This is a genomic window from Lysinibacillus pakistanensis (assembly GCF_030123245.1).
GTDB lineage: Bacteria > Bacillota > Bacilli > Bacillales_A > Planococcaceae > Lysinibacillus > Lysinibacillus pakistanensis.
This window is the reverse complement of the sequence record NZ_CP126101.1, coordinates 1,544,471-1,568,807: the sequence shown is the minus strand read 5'-3', so window position 1 is coordinate 1,568,807 and position 24,337 is coordinate 1,544,471. Positions and strand designations below refer to the sequence as shown.

Sequence of the window (24,337 nt, the reverse complement as noted above, 5' to 3'; positions counted from 1 at the left end):
CTTTTCATAAAATAAAAAGCTATCTCTTCAAAGAGAGATAGCCTAAAATGGAAACGTTAAAAACACATAAAAATAGCTACGTCCCCACTCCTTAATCCCCGAAGAAATGATTGTTGTGTTTTATATAGGCAGGTCTCCTGGCTTTGCTTCATTCTCTGATTTCCTTCCCATGCGAAAGCACAGTGGCTTAAATCATCGTCAGCTTTACAGTTGCGGGGACAGCGTCGGTATTGCACCGAACTTCCCTATTAAACTACATATAGTAGTACCTTAATAAAACAAACACAATATATTGTTTTCCGATAGAACTAAGTGTACCATCCTTCAAAATAAAAGTAAATCTAGATTAGAGACTTCTTAATAGTAAGATTATTCGATATTTTCCGCAAAATGATATTAAGCAAGAGGATAAATAGTTATTAACGCCATAAAACGAACGCCTCCCTATTTCCTGATAAAGAATTATTTTTATGAAAGTAGTAACACTATGTATTTCCTTAATCAACTAATGTTAAAGGTTAAAGTCATTTTCCTGCCTTTCTTTGCAAGAAGTAATTATGTATATACTTTTTTGGAATATAACATCAAAAATATAGGCACAAGCTAATACAATAATTCTTTACATAAAAACAGTCCTTATTCCGAAGAATAATAGACTGTTAAACTTTTGATTGTTAATAAAACCTTACATATTATTCTAGCCAATAAATAAAGATAGTTCCTTATTAAATTCAGGCGTCCGGAGCATTTTATGTTCTCTATCATAGACTTCCTTCACTTTACCATTTTTCGAACTACAAAAGAAACTATTAGCCTCTTTACTCTTTAAATTATCATTTTTCCATTTGTAGTAAATTCTATTTGTTAGGAAAAGTATTTTCATTCCAGATTTTAGGCATGTATTTAAGCTGCCCTATTTAAATGTGTCACACATCCATCTATAAAATTTTTCCTTCTCTTCAAACAGTGGATAATGAGCTGATTGCTCAAAAGAAATAAATTCTTTTTTATCCGCTTCCATTACATCAAAATAATTTTTTGCTGCATTATATGAAGTCATAGCGTCGTATTTACCCATTACAAAATAAAAGGGTAACTCAAGTTTGGTAACTATCATAGGTAGTGGCTTATCAAAAATCTCTTTAACAAGTTGTGCTTGTGTCTTAGCTACTCCATTGTTATAGCGAATAAAATCCAACAAATTATATTCACGACTTAATAGTATATCGCCATCTGACATATTAATAAGTCTTGTAGCGCCGCCGTACTTCCCTACATAACCTCTTGGAGCCACTGACTCTCCAGCATGTATTTTTTCAGCGATTCCCTCTAAGTACTTCACATCTTCTGTATTTCCGACTTTTTTCGCTTCACTTATTGTATAATTCAAATTATCTATTTCACTTTCTTGCATATTACTCACCTGACCAATTCCAATATAGGCTTCATATTTTTCTGGAGCCTTATAAGCAGCCATTGTTCCTAAATATGTGCCGTAAGAATGACCTATTAAGATCACTTTCTCTTTACCAAATCGTTTTGAAATATAATCCGTAAGTTCTAATAAATCATCTACAAGTACATCTGCCGTTAAGTTAGAATAATCCTCATTAAAATGATACGATTTGCCGCTTCCTCTTTGATCGTAATTAACAACAGTGAAATCCTTTTCTAATAAGTCTTCGTACTTGGCATAAGGAATTTCGGACACACTCGGTCCCCCGTGTACATATATAATGACCGGGTTATTTTGATCACGACCCCTAATCATGATTTGCTGTTTTGTACCATTAATCTTAACTTGTTCTAAAACGCTAATACTGTTATCCCCTTTTATATTCGAAGTCCATGTAGGGCGAAAAAGTACTAATAACAGTATTAATATAATAATTACTCCAATATATTTTAATATTCTCTTTATATTTTTCATCTAATTCTATTAATTCCTTTCTGCTAATGTAAATTTAATTTATGATCCAATACATGCTTTTAAATGATTGTGAGGCTATTTTTTAGAAATCCTTATTGCACTAAACCTATTTTTGGGATATAAAATTAGTATTAATTGAAATGGATTTAAGCTTGTGTATTTTTACCTCCTTATTTATTACTCTACAAATGAAAGGTAATATGCTGTAGTGCCAGCAAGTCAATAAAAAGTCAATAAAAAAACGACATTTTTTGACCTTTGGCTAATACATATTACTTCTTTAAAAATAAGTGGCTTTTGCCATGAATTTAAATCTGATAATATAAAAAAGAGCGTAGACAAAGTCAGTTGAACTTTATCTACACTCTTTTACTTCAATGTTTCTTATCTGCTATAAGACTCTCTTCCATTGCTTTAATAATAGCTGAAGATCTATTTCTAACGTTTAATTTCGAATAAATGATAGAAATATAATTTTTTACAGTTCCAATTGAAAGATACATCATTTCTGAAATGTCTTTATTGGATAGTCCTTGGGTTAAATATTTTAAAACCCTTAACTCTTGATTATTTAAATCATATGGATGATTTATAAGGTTATCGTCAAGTTGTTCTGGATGCTCGTTTTTCTTTATTTGTATCTGACCAAACACCTCTTTTGCTAATTGTTGAGGAATGAGGGAACCTCCATGATACACCATTTTAATTCCCTGAATTAAAAATTCTGGATCAACAGCCTTTAATATATAACCATCTGCACCGGCGTTTAAAGCATCCAAAACGTGAGTAACGTCCTGGAAAGTAGTCAGTATTATCACTTTTATATGCGGCCAACGTTTTTTTATTTCATCTGTTGCCTTTACACCATCCATCACTGGCATTTGAATATCCATTAATAGAATATCAAGGCTTTCCATTTCGCATAAATCAATTGCTTTTTCTCCATTTTCCGCAGTACCAACAATCTCAATGTCAGACATACTTTCAATCACAATTTTTAAGCTTTTTCTTAAAATCTCTTGATCTTCAACTATTGCCGCTTTAATCACCATCATTAAACTTCCTTTGCTATTGGTATGTTGCACGTTATTCTCATGCCATTATTGGATTTAGAATGAAAATTAACTGTTCCTGCTAATGCCGATATTCGATCTTTCATTGAGCGTAATCCAAATCCTAAATTCAATTCATCACAACCATTCCCATTATCTTCAATAAGAACAATTAATTCTTCTTGTTTAAACGAAATATTTACCTTAATAAAAGTTGACTGACCATGTCTTTTCGCATTTGTAAGCCCTTCTTGTATACAACGAATAATTACAAACTTTACTCTTTCACTAACTTTGATAGCTTTCCCTTCAACATTCAGCTTAATATCTGTTGCTGTATGTTTCATAAAATCAGCAATCAATTCTTGCACCGATTCAACAAGTGTTTGATGATTCATTGGCGACATATGATGAATTGTTTTTCTCACATCATTCAATCCATTTCGTGCTAAATCCGAAATCTCTTTTATACTTTTTTCTGCTTCTTTTTTATCTGCCTGATATAGAAAAGGAAGGGCATCTAAACTGGTTATGACTGATGTAAAAATATGGCCGACGGTATCATGCAAATCTTGTGAAACTCGATTTCGTTCCTCCCTAATCGTCAGTTCCTCAATCCTTTTTGAATAGTATTCCAGATGCTTATTTTTTTCCTCAATAGAGGCAATTAACTCTTTATTAGCGTTATTGACAATAGTCATTCTTCCTAGGCAAAACCCAATCCCATAAAAAATAATTGTGTCTATTAAAAGTGCAAAGAAATCCTTATTAATGAAAAGACTGCCGGCCCAGGTACCAACTACTAAAAAAGGACCTAACCAAATTAATGGCTTAACTTGACAAGCATAGGCAACAGTTAGGATAGGCACGAGTAGAAAACTATAAGTCACTGCTATTTCATGCTGACTTGATAAGTAAATAAACAAAGAACCAGTTAACAACACCTCGGTCATTATATAATATTGGAACTTTATAAGCCCAGGTCGGTAAAATAGATGGGGTATTATATAAGAACAACTAGCCCATAAAAGTAAAATCCACTTTTCTGAACCAATCGTACTAATGAATATCGCATAGCCATTAAATGTAAACCATATCGTACGCATAAGAAATAAAAAATAGTCCAACCAATGCCATTTCCTTTGATCTTTTATTGCTTTCATATTTTATTCCCCTATCTTCGGTGTGTAGACCATCATTCCTATAAATAAATATTTACAAATCATTCTTGGTGATAATCAATTACGCCTTGGTTGTAATTGTAGCAGCCGCTTCGCTTTCGCACAGATAAACAATGTGTCCGGATTTTGAATTGTCCTTAGGCCTGCACGATGCAGGTCAGTTAGAAGTTATTGAATGGACGCGATGATTACAAAGTAATATTACATTATTTTTTTCATTCTTTGCTTCCTTTCGCTTTCCTGCTAATTTCACATCATTTTACTTACAGAAAGATTGCTGTGTTACATGATATATTTTTTAGTCTGTTCTGTAGTTTGAATATTGGCAACTTTGTTGTTAAACCTAAGTTGGATAAGATGATAAAGTAGATTTAGCAACAACCAAATACCTCCAATTATAATCAAATTAGTTTGAAACGGAATGTAATCACCTGTTTCTATCGAAAGTTTTTTTTGTATGAACTGACAAACAATAATACTTAATGGTAGCATGATTACAAATGCAACATTCATTAGAGGTTTATAAATACTGATTAGCATTTTGTTAATAGATTTTGCAGTATACCCTAGCATATTTAAAATAAGAATATTTCTTGTGCATTCTTGAAAATTTAGCAGTATGACAAGATAAAGAAGCAAACAGCCAGTAACACAACCTAATAGTTGATTGATAACTGCACTTATTCTATTAGAAACATTATTCTTTTGTAATAAAGCTAAACGTTCCTTTTCAGTTATTATTAATTCATTCTGGTATTCTTTTGGAATAGTATTTGATAGTACACCGTTATAGATTGGCTCATTTAGGGATAAGATCCTTGCTAGTTGGGTTTCAGAAAGATAAATAGTATTAATCTCTGCATTTTTCACAATAGCAGCAACTTTTACTGTATAGTTTTTATTATTTACCAGTATATCGATAAAATCATTTTGTCGTATTCCATAGAGCTCAGATAAAGCCTCATTAATATACACTTCTTTATCTTTTGGTAAGAAAAGCTCCTTGTTATCTAATGTATACAATTGAAACAAATTCGGTTTTTTATGAAATCCAATTGCTTGTTGATTAATCACATTTTCTTTCCACGAAATACCAACTTCACTACTTAAATAGAAAGTACTATCTCCTTTTAAAGGATGGTATGGCTGATAGTCATCCAATTGGATATCATATTTGTAGGACCTACCAAGGGTCTGGGTTTCAAAAATATATTGACTGCTGAAGTTAAGTGAAATACTTATAATCCATAAAACCGTAAAAAAACCAACTGACAGGAATATCAATGCAACTGTAAATGGCTTACGTAAAATCATACGGAGGGAACTCCGATATTTGACTGGAGCTACATGTGATAGTTTATGGTTAATGAAGACTTCCCATTTATTTTGATGTTCTTCAGGAAAATTACGTAATAATGAAGAAGGTTCCAATTTCAAAAATTTGTAATACGGCACTATCGCCATTATCCCAGATAATACTACAATAAATAGGAAGCCTATTCCTATATTTGAAGGAAAAATCCCCTTATGAAGTAATTCTATGTCGAAAGATGAACGATATAACTGCAATAATACATCAGAAAAAATCCACCCCAATACAAAACCAACTATTAAGGCAATAAAAGAAAGGCTACTAGTAATAAAAAATACAACTACAATTATCTGTTTATTTGAATACCCGAATGCCTTATAACAACCAATTTCTTTTATATGATTTCGGTAATATTTTTTATAAAACATGTAAAATGCAAATGCTGCAATCAATGAAAGAATTATTAAAAAAGTAGTTGCTAAAATTTGATTAGAATGTAATGCAATCAAAAACTCTTTTTCTGAACTATTAATTGTTAGTGCCATTGCTTTTTTATAAGTCAGATGTGTTAGATTTCCATCTATAGATACTTGAACAAAAAAGTACATAAAAGAGCCTAAACAGCTCAAAAAAAATAACACAGATACAGTTGCTTTTTCATAAAGTAAACTCTTATATATTTGTTTATATACGCTACTCATTATGGAAATCTCCTAATATCATTTCTAAAAGTGGGCTGAGGAAAAGGATTTTGATAATCGTCCTCAATAAGACCATCCTTCATTGTGATAATACGGTCAGCAACTGTGGAAATTTTAAGATTGTGTGTAGAAAAAATAATAATAGTACCATAAGTTTTATTTAATTCCTTTAAATAATCCACAACAAGTTTGCTGTTAGTTTCGTCCAAAGCTCCTGTTGCTTCATCACAAAACAAGATTTCTGGATTTTTAATCATTGCTCGTGCAATAGAGACTCGTTGTTGTTGTCCACCAGATAACTCATTTGGAAATCGCTCTGCTAATGTTTCTATTCCTAGCCTTTCAGTAAGTTCGCTGTATTCTAAATCATGAGCTCTCCCTGTTTTTCCTAATTCAATATTTTCCCTTACAGTTAATTCCGATAATAGTAAATAATCTTGAAAAATATTACTGAATTTATAGCGTCTTAATTCAATTATCTCCTTCTGTTCTGCATGGGAAATATCTAAATCCTTATAATAAACATTTCCTCTTGTTGGCTTCATTAGTCCTGACATGATATTGATGAGCGTTGATTTTCCACAACCACTTTGTCCGAGTATTACATTAAAAGTTTGGGCGAAAAATGAAAGGTTAATTTCATGTAAAACTGTATCAAAATCATTAAAATTTTTGCTTACACCTTGTATTTTTAAAACAGTTTCCATTTATCCATCTCCTTTTTATTCAGTAAAAAAGCCAATGTATTTTGTTGTTCCTAATCCTTTATTTAACAATTCTTCATAGGCTGTTATTTTATGTGGAATGGTTTCTGTATCCCAATGAAATAAATCTTTGTCTAAATAAAAATTTGATAATGTCAAGAACATTTCGGCCATTTCTAAGGGATAGTACGTGTGAAAAAATTTTTCCTCCACTCCCTGTTCAATGATCTCTGCAAAATATGGGGAAAGATATTTAGTTAGACCTATCATTAGTTTTTGATGGAATATAGCATTTTCTGGTTGATTAATAGTCCTATTTTGCTCTTGATTTTGATGAAAGAGATTAATACTATTTTGAACTGCCATTTTAAGCCTTACATCTGCGGATAATGTCTTGTTATCCTTAGCCTTTAATTCCACTACCGCATTTTCAACAAACAATTTAACAGCTTCGTCTACACATTCTTCTTTTGACTGAAAATAATGATAAAAAGCCCCTCTTGATATGCCCAATTCCTTGATAATAATGGGTAGTGTCATTTTCTCATAACCATATTGCATAAGAACCTCCCATATTTGAATTAATAAATCGCTTTTTTTATGTTCAAAGTTCTTTTTTGTTCTTGCCATCATATACCTCCTATAAATAAACCGACCGACGGTTTATTTATATATTTACATATTTTTCTTATAAAGTAAAGAAGAAAATCTTGTGTACAGTAAAATATAGAAGTCTTGAGAGAAAAGATTATGAACACATAAAGCAATTAATTAATGAGGCGTTTAATATTCATGGATTAATTAAAGATAAAAAATGACATGATGCAAGGAAAAGAAGTCCCAAGGAAGTATTGAGTTATTTATTGTATCTCAGGAATCAAGAGGTCTTGGAGGAATCGATTAAACCGCCGTTTCCATACAACGTACTTCTTACAAAAACTCGTGACAGACGTAACAGAATTCAAATGTACAAACAACGAAAAACTCTATTTAAGTCCGATTATGGATTTATATAACGTTGAAATACTGGGCTTTAGTATGTCTAAACGCCCTACACTTGATTTCGTAATAGACTAAACAAGCACTCCCAATTATTCAAGAACATGCCCAATACCGTACAACGATTCACTCAGATCAGGGCTGACATTATCAACATCATCTATGGGTGATAACATTAAAGCGAAACAAGATTTTCCAAAGCATGTCTCGTAAAGCAACCTGTGCAGACAATGCGACCATGGAGAACTTTTTTGGCTTACTCAAACAAGAAATTTATTACGGAGAAGAATTAATCTCCTATGAAGCATTAAAGAAGAAAATAGAGAAGTATATCGATTACTATAATAACGATCGAATTAAACAAAAATTAGCCGGCATGAGCCCGGTAAAATACCGAACTCATGCCAGCCAATTAGCTGCATAAATAAAACTCTAACTTTAAGGGGTCACTACCAAGTTAGACTTCTCTTTTTTAATTTTTAGTTTAATAAATCTCTCATATCCAAATCCTCAAGAATATCTTCAAGCGTTTTGCCCCTATGCTTCTCTTTTGGAATTGGTGCATTTTCTACCTTAGAAATAACCAGAGTTCTCTTTCATGATTGAGTACCCTGGTTATTTCTATTTCTCTAAATTTTCAAACCAATATTTTATTAGATAATACTCACAATGTTCAAACAATAGACTCCATCTTAATTCAATAGCAGTTACCTCTAATTTGCATATATACCATAGCAGACTCCGACATTAGCTTTTTACTTTATCTTTGTTACAAAGATAAAGTAAATACATAATCCCAAAAGAATTTGTTTATCCCCTTTCACATTTATGAATAAATAAACGATTTTTATATCATAAATTGTGCTTAATGTCATATTCTAAGTTTTTATACTAATTTAATTGTATTTTTGAATTGGGACAATGAAAGACATTTAAATTAGAAGATTTTGTTATTCGAATAAATTGTGAATTCGAAGATTGAAATCATATTCATATAAAGGACGAAATTCCAGAACAAGCTCTGCATTTATTATAAAAGGAACATAAAGTAGTCCTATTAAATTGAACGCTTAGGATAACGTAAAAATGGTCATAATAAAAGTATACTCTTCAACTATGAAAGCATTTGGTTCTTTAGCAATATTTCCAATAATACCCAACTGGCTAATTGGGGTTTTTTTATTTTTAGGAATATTTTACCTGTAATTATATTAAAAAAAGATTGGGGATTATTATTAGATGGATTCAATATGGTTAGAGTATGCCTGGGCATTATTAATTCTAATAGGATTAGAAGGATTATTATCGGCAGACAATGCTCTAGTACTTGCAGTTATTGCCAAGCATTTACCCGAAGAACAGAAAAAAAGAGCTATAAATTACGGAATCATTTTGGCTTTCGTTTTCCGATTTGCTGCACTTTTTGCAATTTCCTTTATTGCGAATATATGGCAGATCCAAGCAATAGGAGCAGCCTATCTTCTTTATCTCGGATTAAAACATGTCATTAAGGCACTGTTTGGGAAAGGAAATAAGAATATTCATAAGGACGATGAAAAAAAAGTTGCTGGTAAAGGTTTCGGTCCAACTGTTGGCAAGATTGCTTTAGCGGACCTTGCTTTTGCAATCGATTCAATACTTGCTGCAGTTGCTCTAGCTCTTGGTCTTCCCGATTCTCCCCTAGATGATTTTGGAGGCATGGATGGAGGGCAATTTATTGTTGTTGTTCTTGGAGGAATTGCTGGACTAGTCCTAATCAAATTCGCAGCAACTTGGTTTGTACAACTACTTGAAAAACGTCCAGCATTAGAAACAACAGCATATGCAATAGTTGCATGGGTTGGTGTCAAACTAGCTATTATAACTCTTGCCCACAAGGATATAGGCATTTTAGATCATCACTTCCCTCACAGTACCCTCTGGACTATGATTTTCTATGGAGTTTTAGTAGGGATTGCCTTAATCGGATGGTTTGCACCTAGCAATAAGTCAAAACTAAATGGGTAGAAGTTATCAATTAAAGCTCGTTTCTTGAGCAGTTTTTCTATATTGAGTTAACGAGAGATTAGTTTAAAAAGTTTGCATTTAGGGTTATGAGCATATTTTTTATTCCAATAGATGGGAGCAATTATGGTTTAAATTGCTCCTTCAGTTTTTGCGCGTTTACAATAAAAATTTTTGACATGGTGTGCTTAACCACAGGAAACGAAAGATTCTATTATTGTAGCAACTCATCTAGTTCAACACCTACAGCAAATTGTTATTCGCATATAAATCTGACAGAAGCTTTTAAATACTAAAAACAAATTATAAAATTGTTTTCTTATTATGATTTTATTATTTCATTTTCATGGGGATTTTGACATTGTTTTTTCAAGATTATCTTAAGTACTTGTAAATAGTTTGGAGCTTTTGAAATATTAGTGAGCATAGGCTTTGACTTTGAAAATATATTTGTAATAAAATTACCTCGAGATCGAGATATATTGAATAGAGATATTTAATTGACTGTTCACTTGTACTGTCTATCATTTTGACAGAATGACTGATTACAATTAGTAGCATCATATTAAGATATATTGAAACCTCAACATTTTAGGAATTACTAGGAGGAACAAACATTATGGCAATTGAATTTTATTCTGCATTAAAAGAAAGACGCTCTTACTATGGAATTAATAAAGATGTACAAGTATCTGATGAGAGAATTAAGGAAATTGTTGAATTTGCTGTTCAGCATACACCTTCAGCTTTCAACTCGCAAACTGCTCGTTTAGTAGTATTAACAGGTGAAGCTCATGATAAATTATGGAATATTACAACTGACATTTTACGTAATGTAGTTGGAGAGGGAGATTTCACAGGAACTCAACAAAGAATGGATTCATTTAAATCAGGATACGGGACAGTATTATTCTTCGAAGATGAGTCAATCATTAAATCTCTTCAAGGGCAATTCCCTTCTTATGCTGATAACTTCCCAATCTGGTCTAACCAAGCATCAGGGATGCATCAGTTAGTAGTATGGGCTGGTTTAGAGGCAGAAGGACTAGGAGTCTCTGTACAACACTATAATCCGTTAATTGATGATGAAGTGAAAAAGGAATGGAATATTTCTGAAGACTGGAAATTAATTGCGCAAATGCCGTTTGGTAATCCAATCGCACAACCAGGTGAAAAAGAGTTCCAACCACTGGAAGGTCGTGTAAAGTTTTATAAATAATTATTTTGAGTAGTAGAAAGAAAACACTATTCAGAATGATTAAAGAATCTAATAATTTCGAATAAGATATTATAGTTCCCCTATTTGTATTATAGTACTATAATAGATTTGTAATAGATTTTATCGTTAGGAGATGCAATATAATGAAAGCATTAAGATGGCACAACGCTAAAGATTTACGATTAGAAAATATTGAAGAGCCTTCTGCAAAAAAAGGCGAAGTAAAACTTAAAGTTGAATGGTGCGGTATTTGTGGTAGTGATTTACACGAATATACAGCAGGTCCTATCTTTATACCAGCAGATCAACCACATCCTTTAACTGGCGATAAAGCACCAATTGTTATGGGACATGAATTCTCAGGACAAGTTGTAGAAGTTGGCGAAGGTGTAACGACAGTACAAGTTGGTGATCGTGTTGCAGTAGAGCCAATCTATAATTGCGGTGAATGTGAGCCTTGTAAACAAGGGTTATACAATCTTTGCGAAAAAATGGGCTTCTATGGTCTTGCTGGAGGCGGCGGTGGTTTCTCTGAATTCACTTCTGTTCCAGAGCACATGCTACACAAATTACCAGAAGGTGTTTCATATGAACAAGGGGCACTTGTTGAACCATCTGCGGTAGCACTTCACGCAGTAAAACAAAGTAAATTAAAAGTAGGCGATAAAGCAGCTGTATTTGGTACAGGTCCAATCGGTCTACTAGTAATTGAAGCATTAAAAGCTGCTGGTGCATCTGAAATCTATGCTGTGGAATTATCTGAGCAACGTAGAGAAAAAGCGGCAGAATTTGGTGCAATTGCAATTGATCCCGCTACTGGTGATGCGGTAGAGCAAATTCAAAAACTTACAAATGGTGGCGTTGATGTTGCATTTGAAGTTACTGGTGTTCCGCCAGTATTAAAACAGGCCATCCACTCTACAAAATTTAACGGTGAAACTATGGTTGTTAGTATCTTCGAAAAAGAAGCACCAATTCATCCACAAGATCTTGTGCTAAGAGAGCGTAATCTTACTGGTATTATTGGATACCGTGATGTTTTCCCAGCTGTTATTAATTTAATGGCACAAGGATACTTCGCTGCTGATAAATTAGTGACGAAACGCATTAAACTCGATCAAGTAATAGAAGAAGGTTTCGAAGGACTATTAAAAGAAAGAAATCATATTAAAATTTTGGTAAAAGCTGAATAGTTATTTACCATTGAAAGATTAGATTTCCTACTATAGTAGCCGCATAAAAAATAGTATTGGGCATGTTCTGAAATTATTTCAAAACGTGCCCTTTTAATGTGTCCTTGGCATGCGCAACAACTAGGTGGTGAAAATCCACTACAGACTACGCAGTAGGAACTGTTAGCGAAAGACAAGGGTGTCCATAGTGACATGAAATCTGAAGGAAGTCGGACGCAAAATCTCGAACTGACAAACCAGAAAGGATGAACTTGCATAACTAAGTAAAGTTCAAAACCATCTGAATTCTATATAGGGATAGCTTCAACAAAATGTGAATTTCATACGCTAAGCGATTTTTTACATATAAAAGGCCAATCTCCTGTACGTTAAGGGATAATCGACTTTTTACTGTTAAGTTGTTTGTAGTGGTCGAAGAGATTCTAAAAGTGTGATTCTTTCCTATTAAATAGGTATTCTCCTTGAGCTAGTGCATTTCATAGCTTCTCCTTTATTCAATCCCCGTTGGACACGGCTATTGTTTTATCTGAAAGGTAATTGATGATAGGTTTTTCGTATAATAGGTTTAGAATTACTATAAACAAATGACTACAGAAGAGTAAAAGTAAAAATTCATACTTCTTCCAAATGTACTAATAGGTAAAAAATACAAATGTCAGCATTTGGTTATGTTTTTTTGCACCAAACCCTTCAGAAATAACTTTCATTTACATTATTGATACTTTTTCAATTATCCATTTATACTACCTTTCTACTTAAACAAAATTTTTCAAAATCATCACCAACTTTTTTTCTCTTCATATTCTATAGAATCAGATCGAATATTGAGGGGGAAACATATGGGGATTGAATTCACAGCTCTCCATTGGATTTACGTTGTTTTTATTGTGCTTATCATTGGATTTATGGTTAAACGTCACGATACCACCCTCATTTGTGTACTAGGCATCTTCATGCTTGCGATTGTTGCTACTGGCGATTTAACTTTATCCATTAGTGGTGTTTTTAATAGCTTTATTTATGCCATTACAGAGCTGTTATCAACCATTCTCATTATTTCTATTATTGTTGCCATGAGCCGGGTGATGATGACTGCTGGCATTAATGAGGTCATGATTGCTCCTTTTACAAAATTCATTAAAACTCCTACTCTAGCCTATTGGACGATTGGTCTTTTAATGATGTTAATCTCCTGGTTTTTCTGGCCATCACCTGCAGTAGCTCTGTTAGGGGCGGTTCTGTTGCCTGTTGCGATTCGAGCTGGCTTACCAGCACTAGGAGTTGCGATGGCTATGAATTTATTTGGACATGGAATTGCACTATCAAGCGATTTTGTTATACAAGGGGCTCCAAAGCTTACTGCTGATGCAGCGGGGATTCCAGTCGGTGAAGTTGTTTCAGCTAGTATCCCTCTCGTTATCACCATGGGCGTAGTAACGACAATTACTGCTTATATTTTTTTAAGACGAGATATGAGACGAGGGACTTTGCTACTAAACACTGCCAATGACACAGCTGAAAATACGGAACAAGCAACGGTGAAAAATTTACTGTCTGTTGGGCAAAAACGTTTCTTTGCCTTGCTTATTCCAATCGCCTTTATAGTAGATGTTATCGCTATGTCGGTTTTCAAGCTACAAGGTGGGGATGCTACAGCCTTAATCGGTGGGACCTCTGTTTTCATCTTACTTCTGCTTAGTGTTGTTGCACATAAAAAAGAAGGGCTAGAAAAGACTACAAGCTATTTGATTCAAGGATTCCAATTCGGCTTTAAGGTTTTTGGGCCCGTTATTCCAATTGCCGCTTTCTTCTATCTTGGAGATGCCGGCTTCACACAAATTATTGGAGACCATTTACCCGCTACCTCACATGGCATTGTCAATGATCTCGGTGTTGGTCTTGCTGCAGTAGTTCCGTTAACAAAGGAAATCGCAGTCATCACTTTAGCAGTCGTCGGTGCCATTACTGGGTTAGATGGCTCTGGCTTCTCAGGCATTTCCTTAGCCGGCTCTGTGGGCAGTTTGTTTGGCAATGCAATTGGGGGCAGTACAGCAACCTTAACAGCTCTTGGGCAAATTACAGCAATTTGGGTTGGAGGCGGGACTCTTCCACCTATATAAGACACATCAATTATGCCCCCCCATCACGGAGTGGTCTTTTTAATTTATGCCGCTTAAAGCCCGTGACATCGATAAACATCCTATCCGCATGTCAACAAACCATAAAAAATAGCCCCCTTATAAATAAGAGAGCTATATATAATTCATAATCTATCACTTATCTCCAACTGGCTTTAATAAATCTACTGGAAGCCAAATAAATTGTTCTTCATTTCCTTCCAAGCCGTTGCGTACATATAGATAACCATTAATTTCAGTATCTAGTGAGATAACAATGCTTCCCTTTGCATACATTGTTAAAGGTTTCGCTTCATTTAAGGGAGTGCTTTTCCCACCTGCATCTTTTGTTAATTCAAAACGTACATTGCTTTCTCTCGATATTGTCTCAGCGATTTTAAGATCTGTACCAGGATATTTATCATACCATAACCCTTCACCCCCATAGCTCTCGGAAAACTTCAGCAGTTGTCCATTATTTGTATCCAAGAAAGAAATACCACCAATACCACCATCTTGGAAGTATTTCCCGTAATATCCCATATTATAAATACCATCACGATTGATAACAATATAAGTTGGATTGTTGTAGAAAGATGAGCGAATTTTTATTGGTACTTCTTTGAAAACTACCAAATCCGTTGCTTATACCCGATATTGCCCCATTTGATAAAATGTTTTGCCATCATATTTCTCAATATCATACGTTTTAAAGAAGTTATTTCGCTTAACCATCAACGAATCAAATGTACCATCTGGATTTTTCTTGTATACCTTAATGTCTTTTTTAAAGGTCATTTTTCCGGTTTGACCTTTTACAACTTCTGCTCCATCATACATCACTTTTGCTTCTGATTTTGTTGGATTTACTACTGCAAATAAAAATGCTGCTAGTAACACACTAAATAATTTTTTCATTATTCTCCCCCTACGCAGTTTTATTTTAGAAAACTAACATTTTAATATTATATACTAGTAATCTAATACTCTACCAACGAATGTTAAAAATCCAACAAAAGTAGCGTGTTTTCCCATAACATAATTTTACTTCTCTCCCACTCCAAGCAATTATCTAAAGATGGTTCACTATGTACTATTGATTGTGGAAGGCAGGTTGTGGAGAAGAAAAAGCAAAAAGAAGAATCAGGAGAAAAGAAAAAAATCAGTTACTGAGATATCAAAAGAGGATGCCACAAAACAAGAAACGTCAGCATAAATTTCTAAAGAAGATGGTAAATTAACTGAAGAAAAGTTTAAACAAATTAAAGAAGGCATGACGCTTGAAGAAGTATTTAATATTGTCGGATTAGAAGGAAAAGTAATTTCTGAAACTGGAACAGATGGTGATTCGAATCATACCGTTATATATGAATTTGAAACAGCTGGAGCTTTCTCAACTGCTAATATGACATTTCAAGATAATAAAATAATCAATAAAACTCAAATAGGTTTAAGTTCACAGCTTTAGGTGCCAATGCATCGTTAATGTTCAAGGCGGTAAATTAATAAATAAAACTCAAATAGGTTTAAATTAACCATTAGTCACACAAATGCGTGACTTATTAGGAGGATTAAATGATTAAAATACATACATTAAAAAACTTACAACAACGTGATGTTTTTGAATTCATGCGGGGTGATTTTAAAAATGAACATTGGCATGAATCTTCAATTTTTTTAACAGAAGAAGCATTTGCCTTTTTACATCTACATATATATGAAGTTTTACCGAATTTTAATTACTTTGGCCCAAATTCAGTTAACCTTGAACAATGGAATCAAATTGCTTTCATTGCGTGTACTTTAAATAATTCAATGGACATCGATTTCATCCGGTTTTTTAACAAAATAGATGATTGGGTACAAAAAAATTTCGAAGAACATACTTGTTTTTCAATTTGTGGTCCATAGCAATTTGATAAAATTATTTAATGTTCATCACGAAACAAAAGACACTGTGCTTATATTGAAAATTGCTCTGGTCTATTCACGATTTTATGCTAAGTGAAGAGTAAACCAAATAAGGAAAAATTATCATCAATTTTCCATTGCCCGAATTGAATATTTATATTTCGGTTAAGTTTATTCTGTGTATCAAAACTAAAAAACATTTCTTCTGTTGCTTCGTCAAAGTAAATGCCCATTATTTTTAAATAAAAATCGTTATCATTCAACAGCAATATTTGTATGCCAACATGATCCTTTTCTTCTCCACCCCATTCCTGCCACTGTTCTTTAGTCCACGAGTCCATTTTAGTTGTATCATATGTTTTCATTGGTAAAACAACATTAATAATTTCATTTGTCATTCCCTACACTCCTCTTAATTATCTTAAAATGGTTACCCCTTTCAACAATCCTGCGCCATTAGATGAAGGAAAAATGTCCCCAAAGCGTATTTTGGAAGACTTTTCACTCAACGTTGTAAATCCTCATTTTTCTGTTGCTACCCCATACCCATCAAGTTAAGATAGTATAATACCCCAGAACGAAAATTTCTTCGTTTTGGGGAACTACCAATTTTTTAAGTTGATGGGCATATATGGTGACCCCATATAAAGAAATTTTAAACATCTTAATCTGCCTTTCCTTTATGTAAATATGGGAATAATGAAATTACCCCAAGGATAGCTAAACAAGCTCCAATCCATAGCGGAGATACAAAACCATATCCTTTACTGATCCCAAGACCACCTAGTGACGAACCAATAACAATACCTAGCGTAATAAAAGAACTATGAACGGTATTTATCATTATTCCATTACTAGCTGTTTTCATTACCCTCGCAACCATAGCTGGATTCAATGCTACACCAGTTAAACCAATAAAAATCGTAGAAATAACTGCAATGTATTTATTCTCTGCACTTAAAGCAAATAAAGACAACGCTATGATTAATATAATTAATCCACCCATAAGTATTTTCATTGTAAATTTATCAGCGAACTTGCCAATTATTATATTCCCAATTACCGTCGCACTACCATAGAGAACAAGTAAATATGGAATACTTGCACTTGAAAAGCCTGTGACATTTGTAAAGATAGGAGTGAAATAACTAAATGCTGCAAACGTACCACCAATAATGAACATACTTGTTACGTACGCTGCCCAAAGATGAATATTCTTAAATCGCAGAAGTTCGTCTTTCCAATTTAATTGCTCTTTATTTGAAGATGATGGTAACAACCGTTGAATCATAATCCCTGATACTAGCACAAGAACAGAAACAGCCCCAAAACTAATACGCCAGCCAAAATATTGAGAAATAACGGTTGTTATAGGTAAACCTAATACAGTTGCGAACATTAAACCTGCAAGTACAATTGATGCAGCTTTTCCTCTTGAATCAGAGTGAACCAATGTCGCAGAAAAAGAAATCGCAACTCCAAAAGCTGAAGCTGAAGCAATACCAGTTATAATACGTGAAATCATCATAATATCATAGTTCCAAGCAATAGCTCCGAGCGATTGACCAATTAAAAATACGAACATTAAAAACAATAATGCTTGTTTGCTGCGCATTCGTAAGAGGATTGCAGTTAAAATGGGGCCTCCTATTACCATTGCTCCTGCATAAGCTGAAATTAAATACCCAATAGATGATACAGAAACCTGGAATGCAAGAGCAAGTTCATTCATCATACCTGCAACCATAAATTCTGATGTAGTCATACAAAAGATTGCTAAAGCTAATAAATAAATAATCGATGGCATAAAAAAACTCCTTATTCATTATTGTAATAATCGGTACAAAAATAGTGCGAAAAAAGAGCGCACTAAGCGCCAAAAATAGACTCCATTGTTCCTTTGATAACTTGTTCAGCTAACATCTGATTTTGCATCGATACATTAAGAACACGGAATCCGTAATAACTGCTTAAAAGCAGACTAGCTAATTCCTCAGCTGATTGCTTCTTTGAAATTTCACCTGTTTGCAATCCTTCCTCCATCACTGTTTCAATAGCTTGTTTAAGAAGTTCAACATGCTTCGAGAAAATTTCTTGTACCATTAAATCGTTTTTAGCACGTTCTACACTGGCATTAATCAATAAACATCCTTTTTGATCAATATTCTCAAAGTCTTCTTTCAATGCCCATTCAAAAAAATTACTTAATCGTTCTTTAACTGGAATTGGAGTCTCTAACAATTTCTTTTGTTCCCTAATCCCAATTTCATGGTAGCGTTCTAATACTTGTTTATACAGTTCATGTTTACTACCGAAAGTATTGTATAAACTTCCTTTTCCAAGTCCTGTATCACTGCATAAATCTTGTGTAGAACACCCCTCATATCCTCTTAACCAAAATGTTTTCATTGCAACATCTACAATTGAGGAATAATCAAACTCTCGGGGTCTGCCGCGTTTATTCAATCGTATCCTCCTCTTATTTTATAGATAACATTAATAGAATACTCCTTTTTGTACCTAACGGTCAATAATTTTGTTTTATTGTTACTGTAAAATAAAATTTGATTATTTTAGATTACGAATAATTAAAAATAGCTCCCTTATTCTGCCATACCTGAACGTATTGGTAATTCATTTACACTCATTTCTCATGGAAAAAAGATTTTTTTATAGGTTGGTTTGAAATCTTTTAAATCATATATAATCTGTTTTGCTTCTAACGTAATGATGTAACTACCACAGTATTCACAATTATTTTGTTTTAGGTTAAATACTGCAGCACAGTTGGGACAATTCAAAGTTTAACCACGCTTCCATAACTCCTAATATTTACCATTATACATTGAATTATTAAATACATTAATAATTTAAATATAAAAAATCCCAGGCTCAAAAAGTTGAGTAACTGGGATTTTTTAAGAGAATCAACATTTATAAATTAACACTTCAACCTATACAACTTCTTAACAAATGTACCATACTGATTTTGAATACTTTTTATTATTTCTTCGCTATTGAATCGTAATATGTAACCCAATTTAAACGGATCAGTGGTCATTGTACCTTTCTGCAAATCCAAATGCGTTTCCGGAATAATGCCGTTGTACAATAAAATTCTCTATTTCAAATTTCATGGCTGGCGAACCTGGTTCCACAAAAAACGGTGAGAATAATAATAATGCCTATTTATTGCCACCCATCGAGGTGTGGTCTTTTATCGCTTAATCAGCTAAGACCAAGACATCGATAAAGATCGTATCCGCATGTCAACAAGAGGGCTTAATATAATGCCTAATCAATCCCTTATCTCCAACTGCCTTTAATAAATTCACTGGAAGCCAAACACTCTACCGTTACGCTCTTGATAGTGTATCTTTACTTTTAATCTTTTTTCTAAGACCATCCTAAGATAAATATCGCAATTCCTTTCTACAACTATGCATATTATAGTCATAGAAAGGAGGGAAAAATTATGTCTCAATATTGTGGTAGTGGTAGTGGTTATGGTTCATCATTTGCTCTAATTGTCGTTCTATTCATTCTTCTAATTATTGTCGGCGTTAGTTTCATCAGTTATTAATATGCAATACCACCGCCTCTAAGCTCATAACTATTTGAAACTTATACTTTACACCTTCAAATCTTAGTAAGGGTCACTATCCTCCGCGTGACCCATTTCATATTTCCTTTCTTAAGTCCTTAGATTATTCATTAGTTTGCTGTAGCATGTGACCACGCTGCGGCTTTTTTTTATCTATTGTTCAGGCTATGAACTATACAAACTTTGCTATCACGTCATATTAATAGTAGTGTAAGCTAATTTAGTCTTACACCTCCGAATTTCGTTACCTGAGGGTCACTCTATCCCAAGTGACCCTTTTAATATTTTTTCTTTTTCAATTTTGCACTGAACCTCTCAAGGCATAATAAAAGCCACAACTCATTTAGAGTGTGACTTAATATATTGGATTAATCAAATTCTACAATATTTTGTACTACCGATACCTTATAAACATCTTTAGTATTTATTAATATCGTTTTATAATTTTCTGTTTCAATAAATGAATACCATGAATTCTCATTGAAGCCATTAGAAATTTCTTCCGCGAATGTTTCTTGTCCAATATTAGTCTTGATTTTATATTCTTCTTCGCGATTTTCGTCAAAGTAAAACTTTACTTTATATTCATAATCCATTAATCAACACCCCCCATCTACCTATATCATGGGACAAATGGGATTGAAGTAATCAATAAAAATAGGAAGCATTATAAAAAGCCACACCTAGTTAGGCATGACCTTCATTTCTCTTAATGACCTGTTTAGTCTTCCAATGTACTACAAAGCTTATAATCGACACTACGATAGCTACTACATATAATATTGATGTTAAATAATGTACTTGTTCTATTCCTTTACTTAGGACAATCTTTATAAAAAAGATAGTTGATACTAACATAGATATTATTGTAACCAGATTTGAATATATTACTTTGTTTTTCACATTCATTTATTTCACCACCTTCAATATCAATCATAATTCGTATGGAACGATATGTCACTGCTAGTAATATACTGACAAAGCCACACCTTGTTAGTTGTGACCTTAATTAGTTTTATAAACAATAAGTGCTGTTTATGCTTTCGTGTTGTTACCATATATAGCTGTAGAAACTCGATGAATGTTCCTTCTCGTAAATAATCTAAGTATGTATTTACTTTGTCTTGTTTATCATATAAATCATTGAATTCAAGAATTTTAGTTTTTACTTCTGCCATTTTAATTTACCCCTATCTACCAACATCATAAGGTAAATGGAGCGTATTGTCATTATAAAAAGAGACTGCCAATTTAGTAGTTTTAATTTCTTATTTGAGATATACAAGTACAAGCGAAAGTGCTCATTATTGTAAGACGTTCCGTACGCTTTTGGTAAAAATGGATAATATCTATTTGCTATGTTTTTTAATGAACTTTGCTAGTGTTAGGAAGGTCACTATAATGAAAAGAGAAATATCTATCTTTTACACAAACATAAAAAAAACAAAATAAACGAATGCTGTAGGAACTGCATAAGAAGATATACCCCTTAAATTCCATTTGTCTTCATCAATTGACCAAAGAAAAATCAACAATGTTATCATGGTAATCCCGAAAGCGTTCATAATAATATCTAATAATCCAATAACCCCCAGCCCCTTTTCTATCCTTTACATTACATTAATATATTCTTTATACATTAAGCCCATGCTAAACGCTTGGCTGTTTCATCAATTAATGCATTGCATTTACGTAGCACCTTATTACAATTTATATATAATATTTTACTATTAATAACAATTTCTTTCGTTATCCCAATACCGCATGTCCATAATAGTTTTTAAATCATGGTCTAACTGTGAATAGATTTCTTCAATCGTTTTAACAATATCTTTTCGCTTTTGATAAAGCTTGTCTTCAGCAAGAATTACTGCTTTATTGGAAATATTATTAGAGTTCATTTGGCGTCATGTTGAACCAAAGCTTTACTAGGATGTTCAAAGTTCATTCCTTTACATGGATACGAATGCTTGTACAAAATGGGACATGACTGCGCTATTTGGCGCAATCTTTTTTATAAACTGTAATGCCCCCTACCGTTAGATCCTTTAAAGTCACCTTTCTTCCGTATTCCCTTGACAGAATACTTTCTACAATCGGTAACAGTTTTCGAACCTTTTCTTCTGTCATTTTTACTGCTCTCATCACTCACACTCCTTTTTTATCAGAATATGTCGATTGGGCTTGTCACTTTCATACGTGAAATATTAATCTTGTTTATTTCCGACATCGTTCATTATTTGGGCGCAATCTTCCCATATATATGTCCTTTCATCACACCAAAGAGTACCTGGTTTTTCATAACAAATTGAACATGCCTCGCCTTCAGATAACGCATCGAATTAGCGAGTACTGGCTTTGTACAGGTGAGGGTGAAATGTTTGTTCAACCCGAAACTTTTTCACTGGATGAATACGCAAAAAAAGCAACCTCAGAGTATTAGAGATTGCTATCATGAAGGGCTATATGGATCTTGATCGAGATGTGCGAGAAACATTGCTTAGCCATGAGGAATAATTATTTAAAAACCGCTCCGAAATAACGGCCACAGTCGAATATAAAATCGATGCTGAATTGGACAGCTATCGTCAAAAATTAGAGGCTGAGCAAAAGGTAGGAACATTATCGGCTTCCGAATGGAAGAAATAGTAAAGCAAAAATTATAGGAATGATATGCAATTTTAGTGCTATATATAAATTAAAAAGAGTAAGCTCCTTTGTATCGCTCTTTTCTTATTATTAGGAGTGAATATTGATGAAATGCGTCATCTATGTTCGGGTGAGTACAGATGAACAGGCCAAGCATGGGTTTTCAATAGCTGCCCAGATTGAGAAATTAGAAGCTTATTGTGTTTCACAAGGATGGGAAATTGTTGAGAAGCCCTATATCGATGATGGTTATTCTGCTAAGGATTTAAACAGACCTCATTTCCAAAATATGCTCAATCGAATTAAGCAAGGGGGCATAGATGTCTTACTAGTGTATAAACTGGATCGATTAACTCGTTCTGTGCCTGACCTGCATACTATCTTAGCAAAATTGGATCAATATGAATGTAAATTTAAGTCTGCTACAGAAGTCTATGATACTACTAATGCTATAGGACGTTTGTTTATCACACTAGTGGCAGCTATTGCGCAATGGGAGCGAGAAAATACGGCAGAACGAGTGCGCTTTGGATTAGAAAAGAAAGTGAAATTGGGACGCTGGAAAGGTGGCACCCCTCCCTTCGGCTATAAGGTCATTGATGGTGAATTAGTGAAAGATGAAGAAGAGGCTCAAATTGTAAAGGAAATATTTAAGCTAGCTAGATCCATAGGCTTTTACACACTAGCTCGTCAACTAACTAGTAAAGGAATACCTACAAGAAGAGGCGGAGGATGGCATGTAGACAGTGTGCGAGATATTGCTAATAATCCTACATACGCTGGTTATTTAATGTTCAGCTCTAATCCTAAAGACATCAAAAAGCCCCCTCGCAAACGGGAGCTATTTGAGGGAAATCACGAACGCATTATAGATCGTGATGAATTCTGGGAGCTACAGGATTTGTTGGATAAACGCAGAACCTTTGGCGGAAAACGTGAGACAAGTAATTACTATTTCTCTTCGATTTTAAAATGTGCCAGATGTGGGCACTCAATGTCAGGGCATAAAGTAGGAAAGAAAAAGAACTACCGGTGTTCAGGAAAGAAAGCAGGAAAAACCTGTACTAGTCATATGATTTTAGAAAGCAATTTAGTACAAACGGTATTTGCTCAGTGGGATGACTTAGTGGGTAGTCATTTTAAAAGTAATGAAGGCGAGTCCAATTTTCCTAAAGCACAGTTCTCTTCATTGCAGCAGGAACTAGCCTCTATACAAAAGCTTTTACTCAAGAAAAAAACCATGTTCGAAAATGATATTATTGATATTGATGAATTAATTCGCGAAACCGAAAAGCTACGGGGCAAAGAAAAAGAAATTAAACGTGAGTTAAAGAATATTCAGCAGCAGGACACTCGGCATCATAAGGAAATCAGATCCATTATTCGCAACATCGATACTCTTTGGTTAAATGCTGATGATTATGAACGTAAGCAATTAATGACGACCGTATTTGAGCAAATTGTAATTGATACAAAGGATGATTTTATAAGCAGTAAGCAAGCAAGAGAAATCATAATTGTTGCAGCTAAATAATATGTCTTTTATTGGTGGAGGTACATTAATTCCTTGGGCGTTAATTCCTGCGGCTGCTATATGTAATGTAAGTCCATTTGAACTCGCAAGGCGTAATTTATTGCCTGTAGTGATTGGTCTTGTTATTACGACGATTGTGGCGGTGTTTTTGATTTAACCATTTGATTTTAATCTCATTAGAAATCTCTTAACTAATGAATTCGATTCCAAAAGTAAAAAAGCAGGTG

General features: G+C 33.6%; 24 protein-coding genes, 1 pseudogene and 1 riboswitch. Of the genes and pseudogenes, 10 read left to right on the top strand and 15 right to left on the bottom strand.

The annotated features are described in order from the left end of the window. Positions 1–110: 110 nt before the first annotated feature. A riboswitch (cobalamin riboswitch) is annotated at positions 111–288 on the bottom strand. 625 nt (positions 289–913) lie between these two features. The 6 genes from QNH24_RS07390 to QNH24_RS07365 all read right to left on the bottom strand — a co-directional run bounded on the left by QNH24_RS07390 (position 914) and on the right by QNH24_RS07365 (position 7,510). After that, positions 914–1,930, bottom strand: a complete 1,017-nt coding sequence (locus tag QNH24_RS07390; RefSeq protein ID WP_283871434.1) for an alpha/beta hydrolase — start codon at positions 1,928–1,930, stop codon at positions 914–916. A gap of 374 nt (positions 1,931–2,304) precedes the next feature. After that, a complete protein-coding gene (locus QNH24_RS07385; RefSeq protein WP_283871433.1) occupies positions 2,305–2,982 on the bottom strand; it encodes a response regulator transcription factor in 678 nt (225 codons plus the stop codon). A 2-nt stretch (positions 2,983–2,984) separates the two neighbouring features. Next, a complete protein-coding gene (locus QNH24_RS07380) occupies positions 2,985–4,145 on the bottom strand; it encodes a sensor histidine kinase (protein WP_283871432.1) in 1,161 nt (386 codons plus the stop codon). Positions 4,146–4,445: 300 nt separating this feature from the next. Further along, positions 4,446–6,176 (bottom strand): FtsX-like permease family protein, encoded by a 1,731-nt coding sequence (locus tag QNH24_RS07375; protein WP_283871431.1) that lies wholly within the window; start codon positions 6,174–6,176, stop codon positions 4,446–4,448. Then, a complete protein-coding gene (locus QNH24_RS07370) occupies positions 6,176–6,883 on the bottom strand; it encodes an ABC transporter ATP-binding protein (protein WP_283871430.1) in 708 nt (235 codons plus the stop codon). The genes QNH24_RS07375 and QNH24_RS07370 overlap by 1 nt, the downstream gene beginning before the upstream one ends. A 15-nt stretch (positions 6,884–6,898) precedes the next feature. Beyond that, positions 6,899–7,510, bottom strand: coding sequence for a TetR/AcrR family transcriptional regulator (locus QNH24_RS07365; protein ID WP_283871429.1), 612 nt, complete (start codon positions 7,508–7,510; stop codon positions 6,899–6,901). A 493-nt stretch (positions 7,511–8,003) separates the two neighbouring features. Here QNH24_RS07365 and QNH24_RS07360 point away from each other — a divergent pair. From QNH24_RS07360 to QNH24_RS07340, 5 genes and pseudogenes are all read left to right on the top strand, one after another. Continuing rightward, positions 8,004–8,303 (top strand): annotated as a pseudogene (locus tag QNH24_RS07360) (transposase); the annotation flags it as partial. Positions 8,304–9,118: 815 nt separating this feature from the next. Then, positions 9,119–9,886 (top strand): TerC family protein, encoded by a 768-nt coding sequence (locus QNH24_RS07355; RefSeq protein WP_283871427.1) that lies wholly within the window; start codon positions 9,119–9,121, stop codon positions 9,884–9,886. A gap of 616 nt (positions 9,887–10,502) precedes the next feature. Continuing rightward, positions 10,503–11,102, top strand: coding sequence for a nitroreductase family protein (locus QNH24_RS07350; RefSeq protein ID WP_283871426.1), 600 nt, complete (start codon positions 10,503–10,505; stop codon positions 11,100–11,102). Positions 11,103–11,245: 143 nt separating this feature from the next. Next, positions 11,246–12,295, top strand: coding sequence for a 2,3-butanediol dehydrogenase (locus tag QNH24_RS07345; protein WP_283871425.1), 1,050 nt, complete (start codon positions 11,246–11,248; stop codon positions 12,293–12,295). An 839-nt stretch (positions 12,296–13,134) separates the two neighbouring features. Next, complete coding sequence (locus QNH24_RS07340; RefSeq protein ID WP_283871424.1) at positions 13,135–14,415, top strand: hypothetical protein; 1,281 nt, start codon at positions 13,135–13,137, stop codon at positions 14,413–14,415. A gap of 153 nt (positions 14,416–14,568) precedes the next feature. Here the strand turns inward: QNH24_RS07340 and QNH24_RS07335 are convergent, their stop codons facing one another. Both QNH24_RS07335 and QNH24_RS07330 read right to left on the bottom strand, forming a co-directional pair. Beyond that, positions 14,569–15,048, bottom strand: coding sequence for a hypothetical protein (locus QNH24_RS07335; protein WP_283871423.1), 480 nt, complete (start codon positions 15,046–15,048; stop codon positions 14,569–14,571). A 9-nt stretch (positions 15,049–15,057) separates the two neighbouring features. Then, positions 15,058–15,330: a hypothetical protein gene (locus QNH24_RS07330; RefSeq protein WP_283871422.1), complete on the bottom strand. Its 273-nt coding sequence runs from the start codon at positions 15,328–15,330 to the stop codon at positions 15,058–15,060. Between the two features lie 298 nt (positions 15,331–15,628). Between QNH24_RS07330 and QNH24_RS07325 the strand changes: the two genes are divergently transcribed. Then, entirely contained in the window at positions 15,629–15,880 is a 252-nt protein-coding gene (locus tag QNH24_RS07325) for a DUF3862 domain-containing protein (protein ID WP_283872767.1), read from the top strand. 107 nt (positions 15,881–15,987) lie between these two features. Then, entirely contained in the window at positions 15,988–16,323 is a 336-nt protein-coding gene (locus tag QNH24_RS07320; protein WP_283871421.1) for a hypothetical protein, read from the top strand. An 89-nt stretch (positions 16,324–16,412) separates the two neighbouring features. Here QNH24_RS07320 and QNH24_RS07315 read toward each other — a convergent pair whose 3' ends face one another. From QNH24_RS07315 to QNH24_RS07305, 3 genes are all read right to left on the bottom strand, one after another. After that, a complete protein-coding gene (locus QNH24_RS07315; protein WP_283871420.1) occupies positions 16,413–16,721 on the bottom strand; it encodes a hypothetical protein in 309 nt (102 codons plus the stop codon). A gap of 266 nt (positions 16,722–16,987) precedes the next feature. Continuing rightward, positions 16,988–18,130: an MFS transporter gene (locus tag QNH24_RS07310; protein WP_283871419.1), complete on the bottom strand. Its 1,143-nt coding sequence runs from the start codon at positions 18,128–18,130 to the stop codon at positions 16,988–16,990. A 62-nt stretch (positions 18,131–18,192) separates the two neighbouring features. Then, a complete protein-coding gene (locus QNH24_RS07305) occupies positions 18,193–18,789 on the bottom strand; it encodes a TetR/AcrR family transcriptional regulator (protein WP_283871418.1) in 597 nt (198 codons plus the stop codon). Between the two features lie 1,009 nt (positions 18,790–19,798). Here QNH24_RS07305 and QNH24_RS07300 point away from each other — a divergent pair. Beyond that, positions 19,799–19,906, top strand: coding sequence for a YjcZ family sporulation protein (locus QNH24_RS07300; protein WP_283871417.1), 108 nt, complete (start codon positions 19,799–19,801; stop codon positions 19,904–19,906). Between the two features lie 389 nt (positions 19,907–20,295). Here QNH24_RS07300 and QNH24_RS07295 read toward each other — a convergent pair whose 3' ends face one another. The 4 genes from QNH24_RS07295 to QNH24_RS07280 all read right to left on the bottom strand — a co-directional run bounded on the left by QNH24_RS07295 (position 20,296) and on the right by QNH24_RS07280 (position 22,072). Continuing rightward, positions 20,296–20,523 carry a hypothetical protein gene (locus QNH24_RS07295; RefSeq protein ID WP_054771165.1) on the bottom strand — a complete coding sequence of 76 codons (228 nt, stop codon included), beginning with the start codon at positions 20,521–20,523 and terminating at the stop codon, positions 20,296–20,298. Between the two features lie 333 nt (positions 20,524–20,856). Then, positions 20,857–21,105 carry a hypothetical protein gene (locus QNH24_RS07290; protein WP_283871416.1) on the bottom strand — a complete coding sequence of 83 codons (249 nt, stop codon included), beginning with the start codon at positions 21,103–21,105 and terminating at the stop codon, positions 20,857–20,859. A 552-nt stretch (positions 21,106–21,657) separates the two neighbouring features. Beyond that, positions 21,658–21,828 carry a hypothetical protein gene (locus tag QNH24_RS07285; protein WP_283871415.1) on the bottom strand — a complete coding sequence of 57 codons (171 nt, stop codon included), beginning with the start codon at positions 21,826–21,828 and terminating at the stop codon, positions 21,658–21,660. A 94-nt stretch (positions 21,829–21,922) separates the two neighbouring features. After that, positions 21,923–22,072, bottom strand: a complete 150-nt coding sequence (locus QNH24_RS07280; protein WP_283871414.1) for a hypothetical protein — start codon at positions 22,070–22,072, stop codon at positions 21,923–21,925. A 610-nt stretch (positions 22,073–22,682) separates the two neighbouring features. On the opposite strand from QNH24_RS07280, the gene QNH24_RS07275 reads away from it, so the two are divergent. Further along, positions 22,683–24,110: a recombinase family protein gene (locus tag QNH24_RS07275; protein WP_283871413.1), complete on the top strand. Its 1,428-nt coding sequence runs from the start codon at positions 22,683–22,685 to the stop codon at positions 24,108–24,110. Then, complete coding sequence (locus tag QNH24_RS07270; protein ID WP_283872963.1) at positions 24,094–24,267, top strand: hypothetical protein; 174 nt, start codon at positions 24,094–24,096, stop codon at positions 24,265–24,267. The genes QNH24_RS07275 and QNH24_RS07270 overlap by 17 nt, the downstream gene beginning before the upstream one ends. Positions 24,268–24,337 lie beyond the last annotated feature (70 nt).

What these genes read in the sequence shown, in the direction of transcription:
- QNH24_RS07390 (WP_283871434.1), bottom strand. Translation starts at nt 1,930, where the DNA reads ATGAAAAATATAAAGAGAATATTAAAATATATTGGAGTAATTATTATA.
- QNH24_RS07385 (WP_283871433.1), bottom strand. Translation starts at nt 2,982, where the DNA reads ATGGTGATTAAAGCGGCAATAGTTGAAGATCAAGAGATTTTAAGAAAA.
- QNH24_RS07380 (WP_283871432.1), bottom strand. Translation starts at nt 4,145, where the DNA reads ATGAAAGCAATAAAAGATCAAAGGAAATGGCATTGGTTGGACTATTTT.
- QNH24_RS07375 (WP_283871431.1), bottom strand. Translation starts at nt 6,176, where the DNA reads ATGAGTAGCGTATATAAACAAATATATAAGAGTTTACTTTATGAAAAA.
- QNH24_RS07370 (WP_283871430.1), bottom strand. Translation starts at nt 6,883, where the DNA reads ATGGAAACTGTTTTAAAAATACAAGGTGTAAGCAAAAATTTTAATGAT.
- QNH24_RS07365 (WP_283871429.1), bottom strand. Translation starts at nt 7,510, where the DNA reads ATGGCAAGAACAAAAAAGAACTTTGAACATAAAAAAAGCGATTTATTA.
- QNH24_RS07355 (WP_283871427.1), top strand. Translation starts at nt 9,119, where the DNA reads ATGGATTCAATATGGTTAGAGTATGCCTGGGCATTATTAATTCTAATA.
- QNH24_RS07350 (WP_283871426.1), top strand. Translation starts at nt 10,503, where the DNA reads ATGGCAATTGAATTTTATTCTGCATTAAAAGAAAGACGCTCTTACTAT.
- QNH24_RS07345 (WP_283871425.1), top strand. Translation starts at nt 11,246, where the DNA reads ATGAAAGCATTAAGATGGCACAACGCTAAAGATTTACGATTAGAAAAT.
- QNH24_RS07340 (WP_283871424.1), top strand. Translation starts at nt 13,135, where the DNA reads ATGGGGATTGAATTCACAGCTCTCCATTGGATTTACGTTGTTTTTATT.
- QNH24_RS07330 (WP_283871422.1), bottom strand. Translation starts at nt 15,330, where the DNA reads ATGAAAAAATTATTTAGTGTGTTACTAGCAGCATTTTTATTTGCAGTA.
- QNH24_RS07320 (WP_283871421.1), top strand. Translation starts at nt 15,988, where the DNA reads ATGATTAAAATACATACATTAAAAAACTTACAACAACGTGATGTTTTT.
- QNH24_RS07315 (WP_283871420.1), bottom strand. Translation starts at nt 16,721, where the DNA reads ATGACAAATGAAATTATTAATGTTGTTTTACCAATGAAAACATATGAT.
- QNH24_RS07310 (WP_283871419.1), bottom strand. Translation starts at nt 18,130, where the DNA reads ATGCCATCGATTATTTATTTATTAGCTTTAGCAATCTTTTGTATGACT.
- QNH24_RS07300 (WP_283871417.1), top strand. Translation starts at nt 19,799, where the DNA reads ATGTCTCAATATTGTGGTAGTGGTAGTGGTTATGGTTCATCATTTGCT.
- QNH24_RS07295 (WP_054771165.1), bottom strand. Translation starts at nt 20,523, where the DNA reads ATGGATTATGAATATAAAGTAAAGTTTTACTTTGACGAAAATCGCGAA.
- QNH24_RS07290 (WP_283871416.1), bottom strand. Translation starts at nt 21,105, where the DNA reads ATGGCAGAAGTAAAAACTAAAATTCTTGAATTCAATGATTTATATGAT.
- QNH24_RS07285 (WP_283871415.1), bottom strand. Translation starts at nt 21,828, where the DNA reads ATGAACTCTAATAATATTTCCAATAAAGCAGTAATTCTTGCTGAAGAC.
- QNH24_RS07280 (WP_283871414.1), bottom strand. Translation starts at nt 22,072, where the DNA reads ATGAGAGCAGTAAAAATGACAGAAGAAAAGGTTCGAAAACTGTTACCG.
- QNH24_RS07275 (WP_283871413.1), top strand. Translation starts at nt 22,683, where the DNA reads ATGAAATGCGTCATCTATGTTCGGGTGAGTACAGATGAACAGGCCAAG.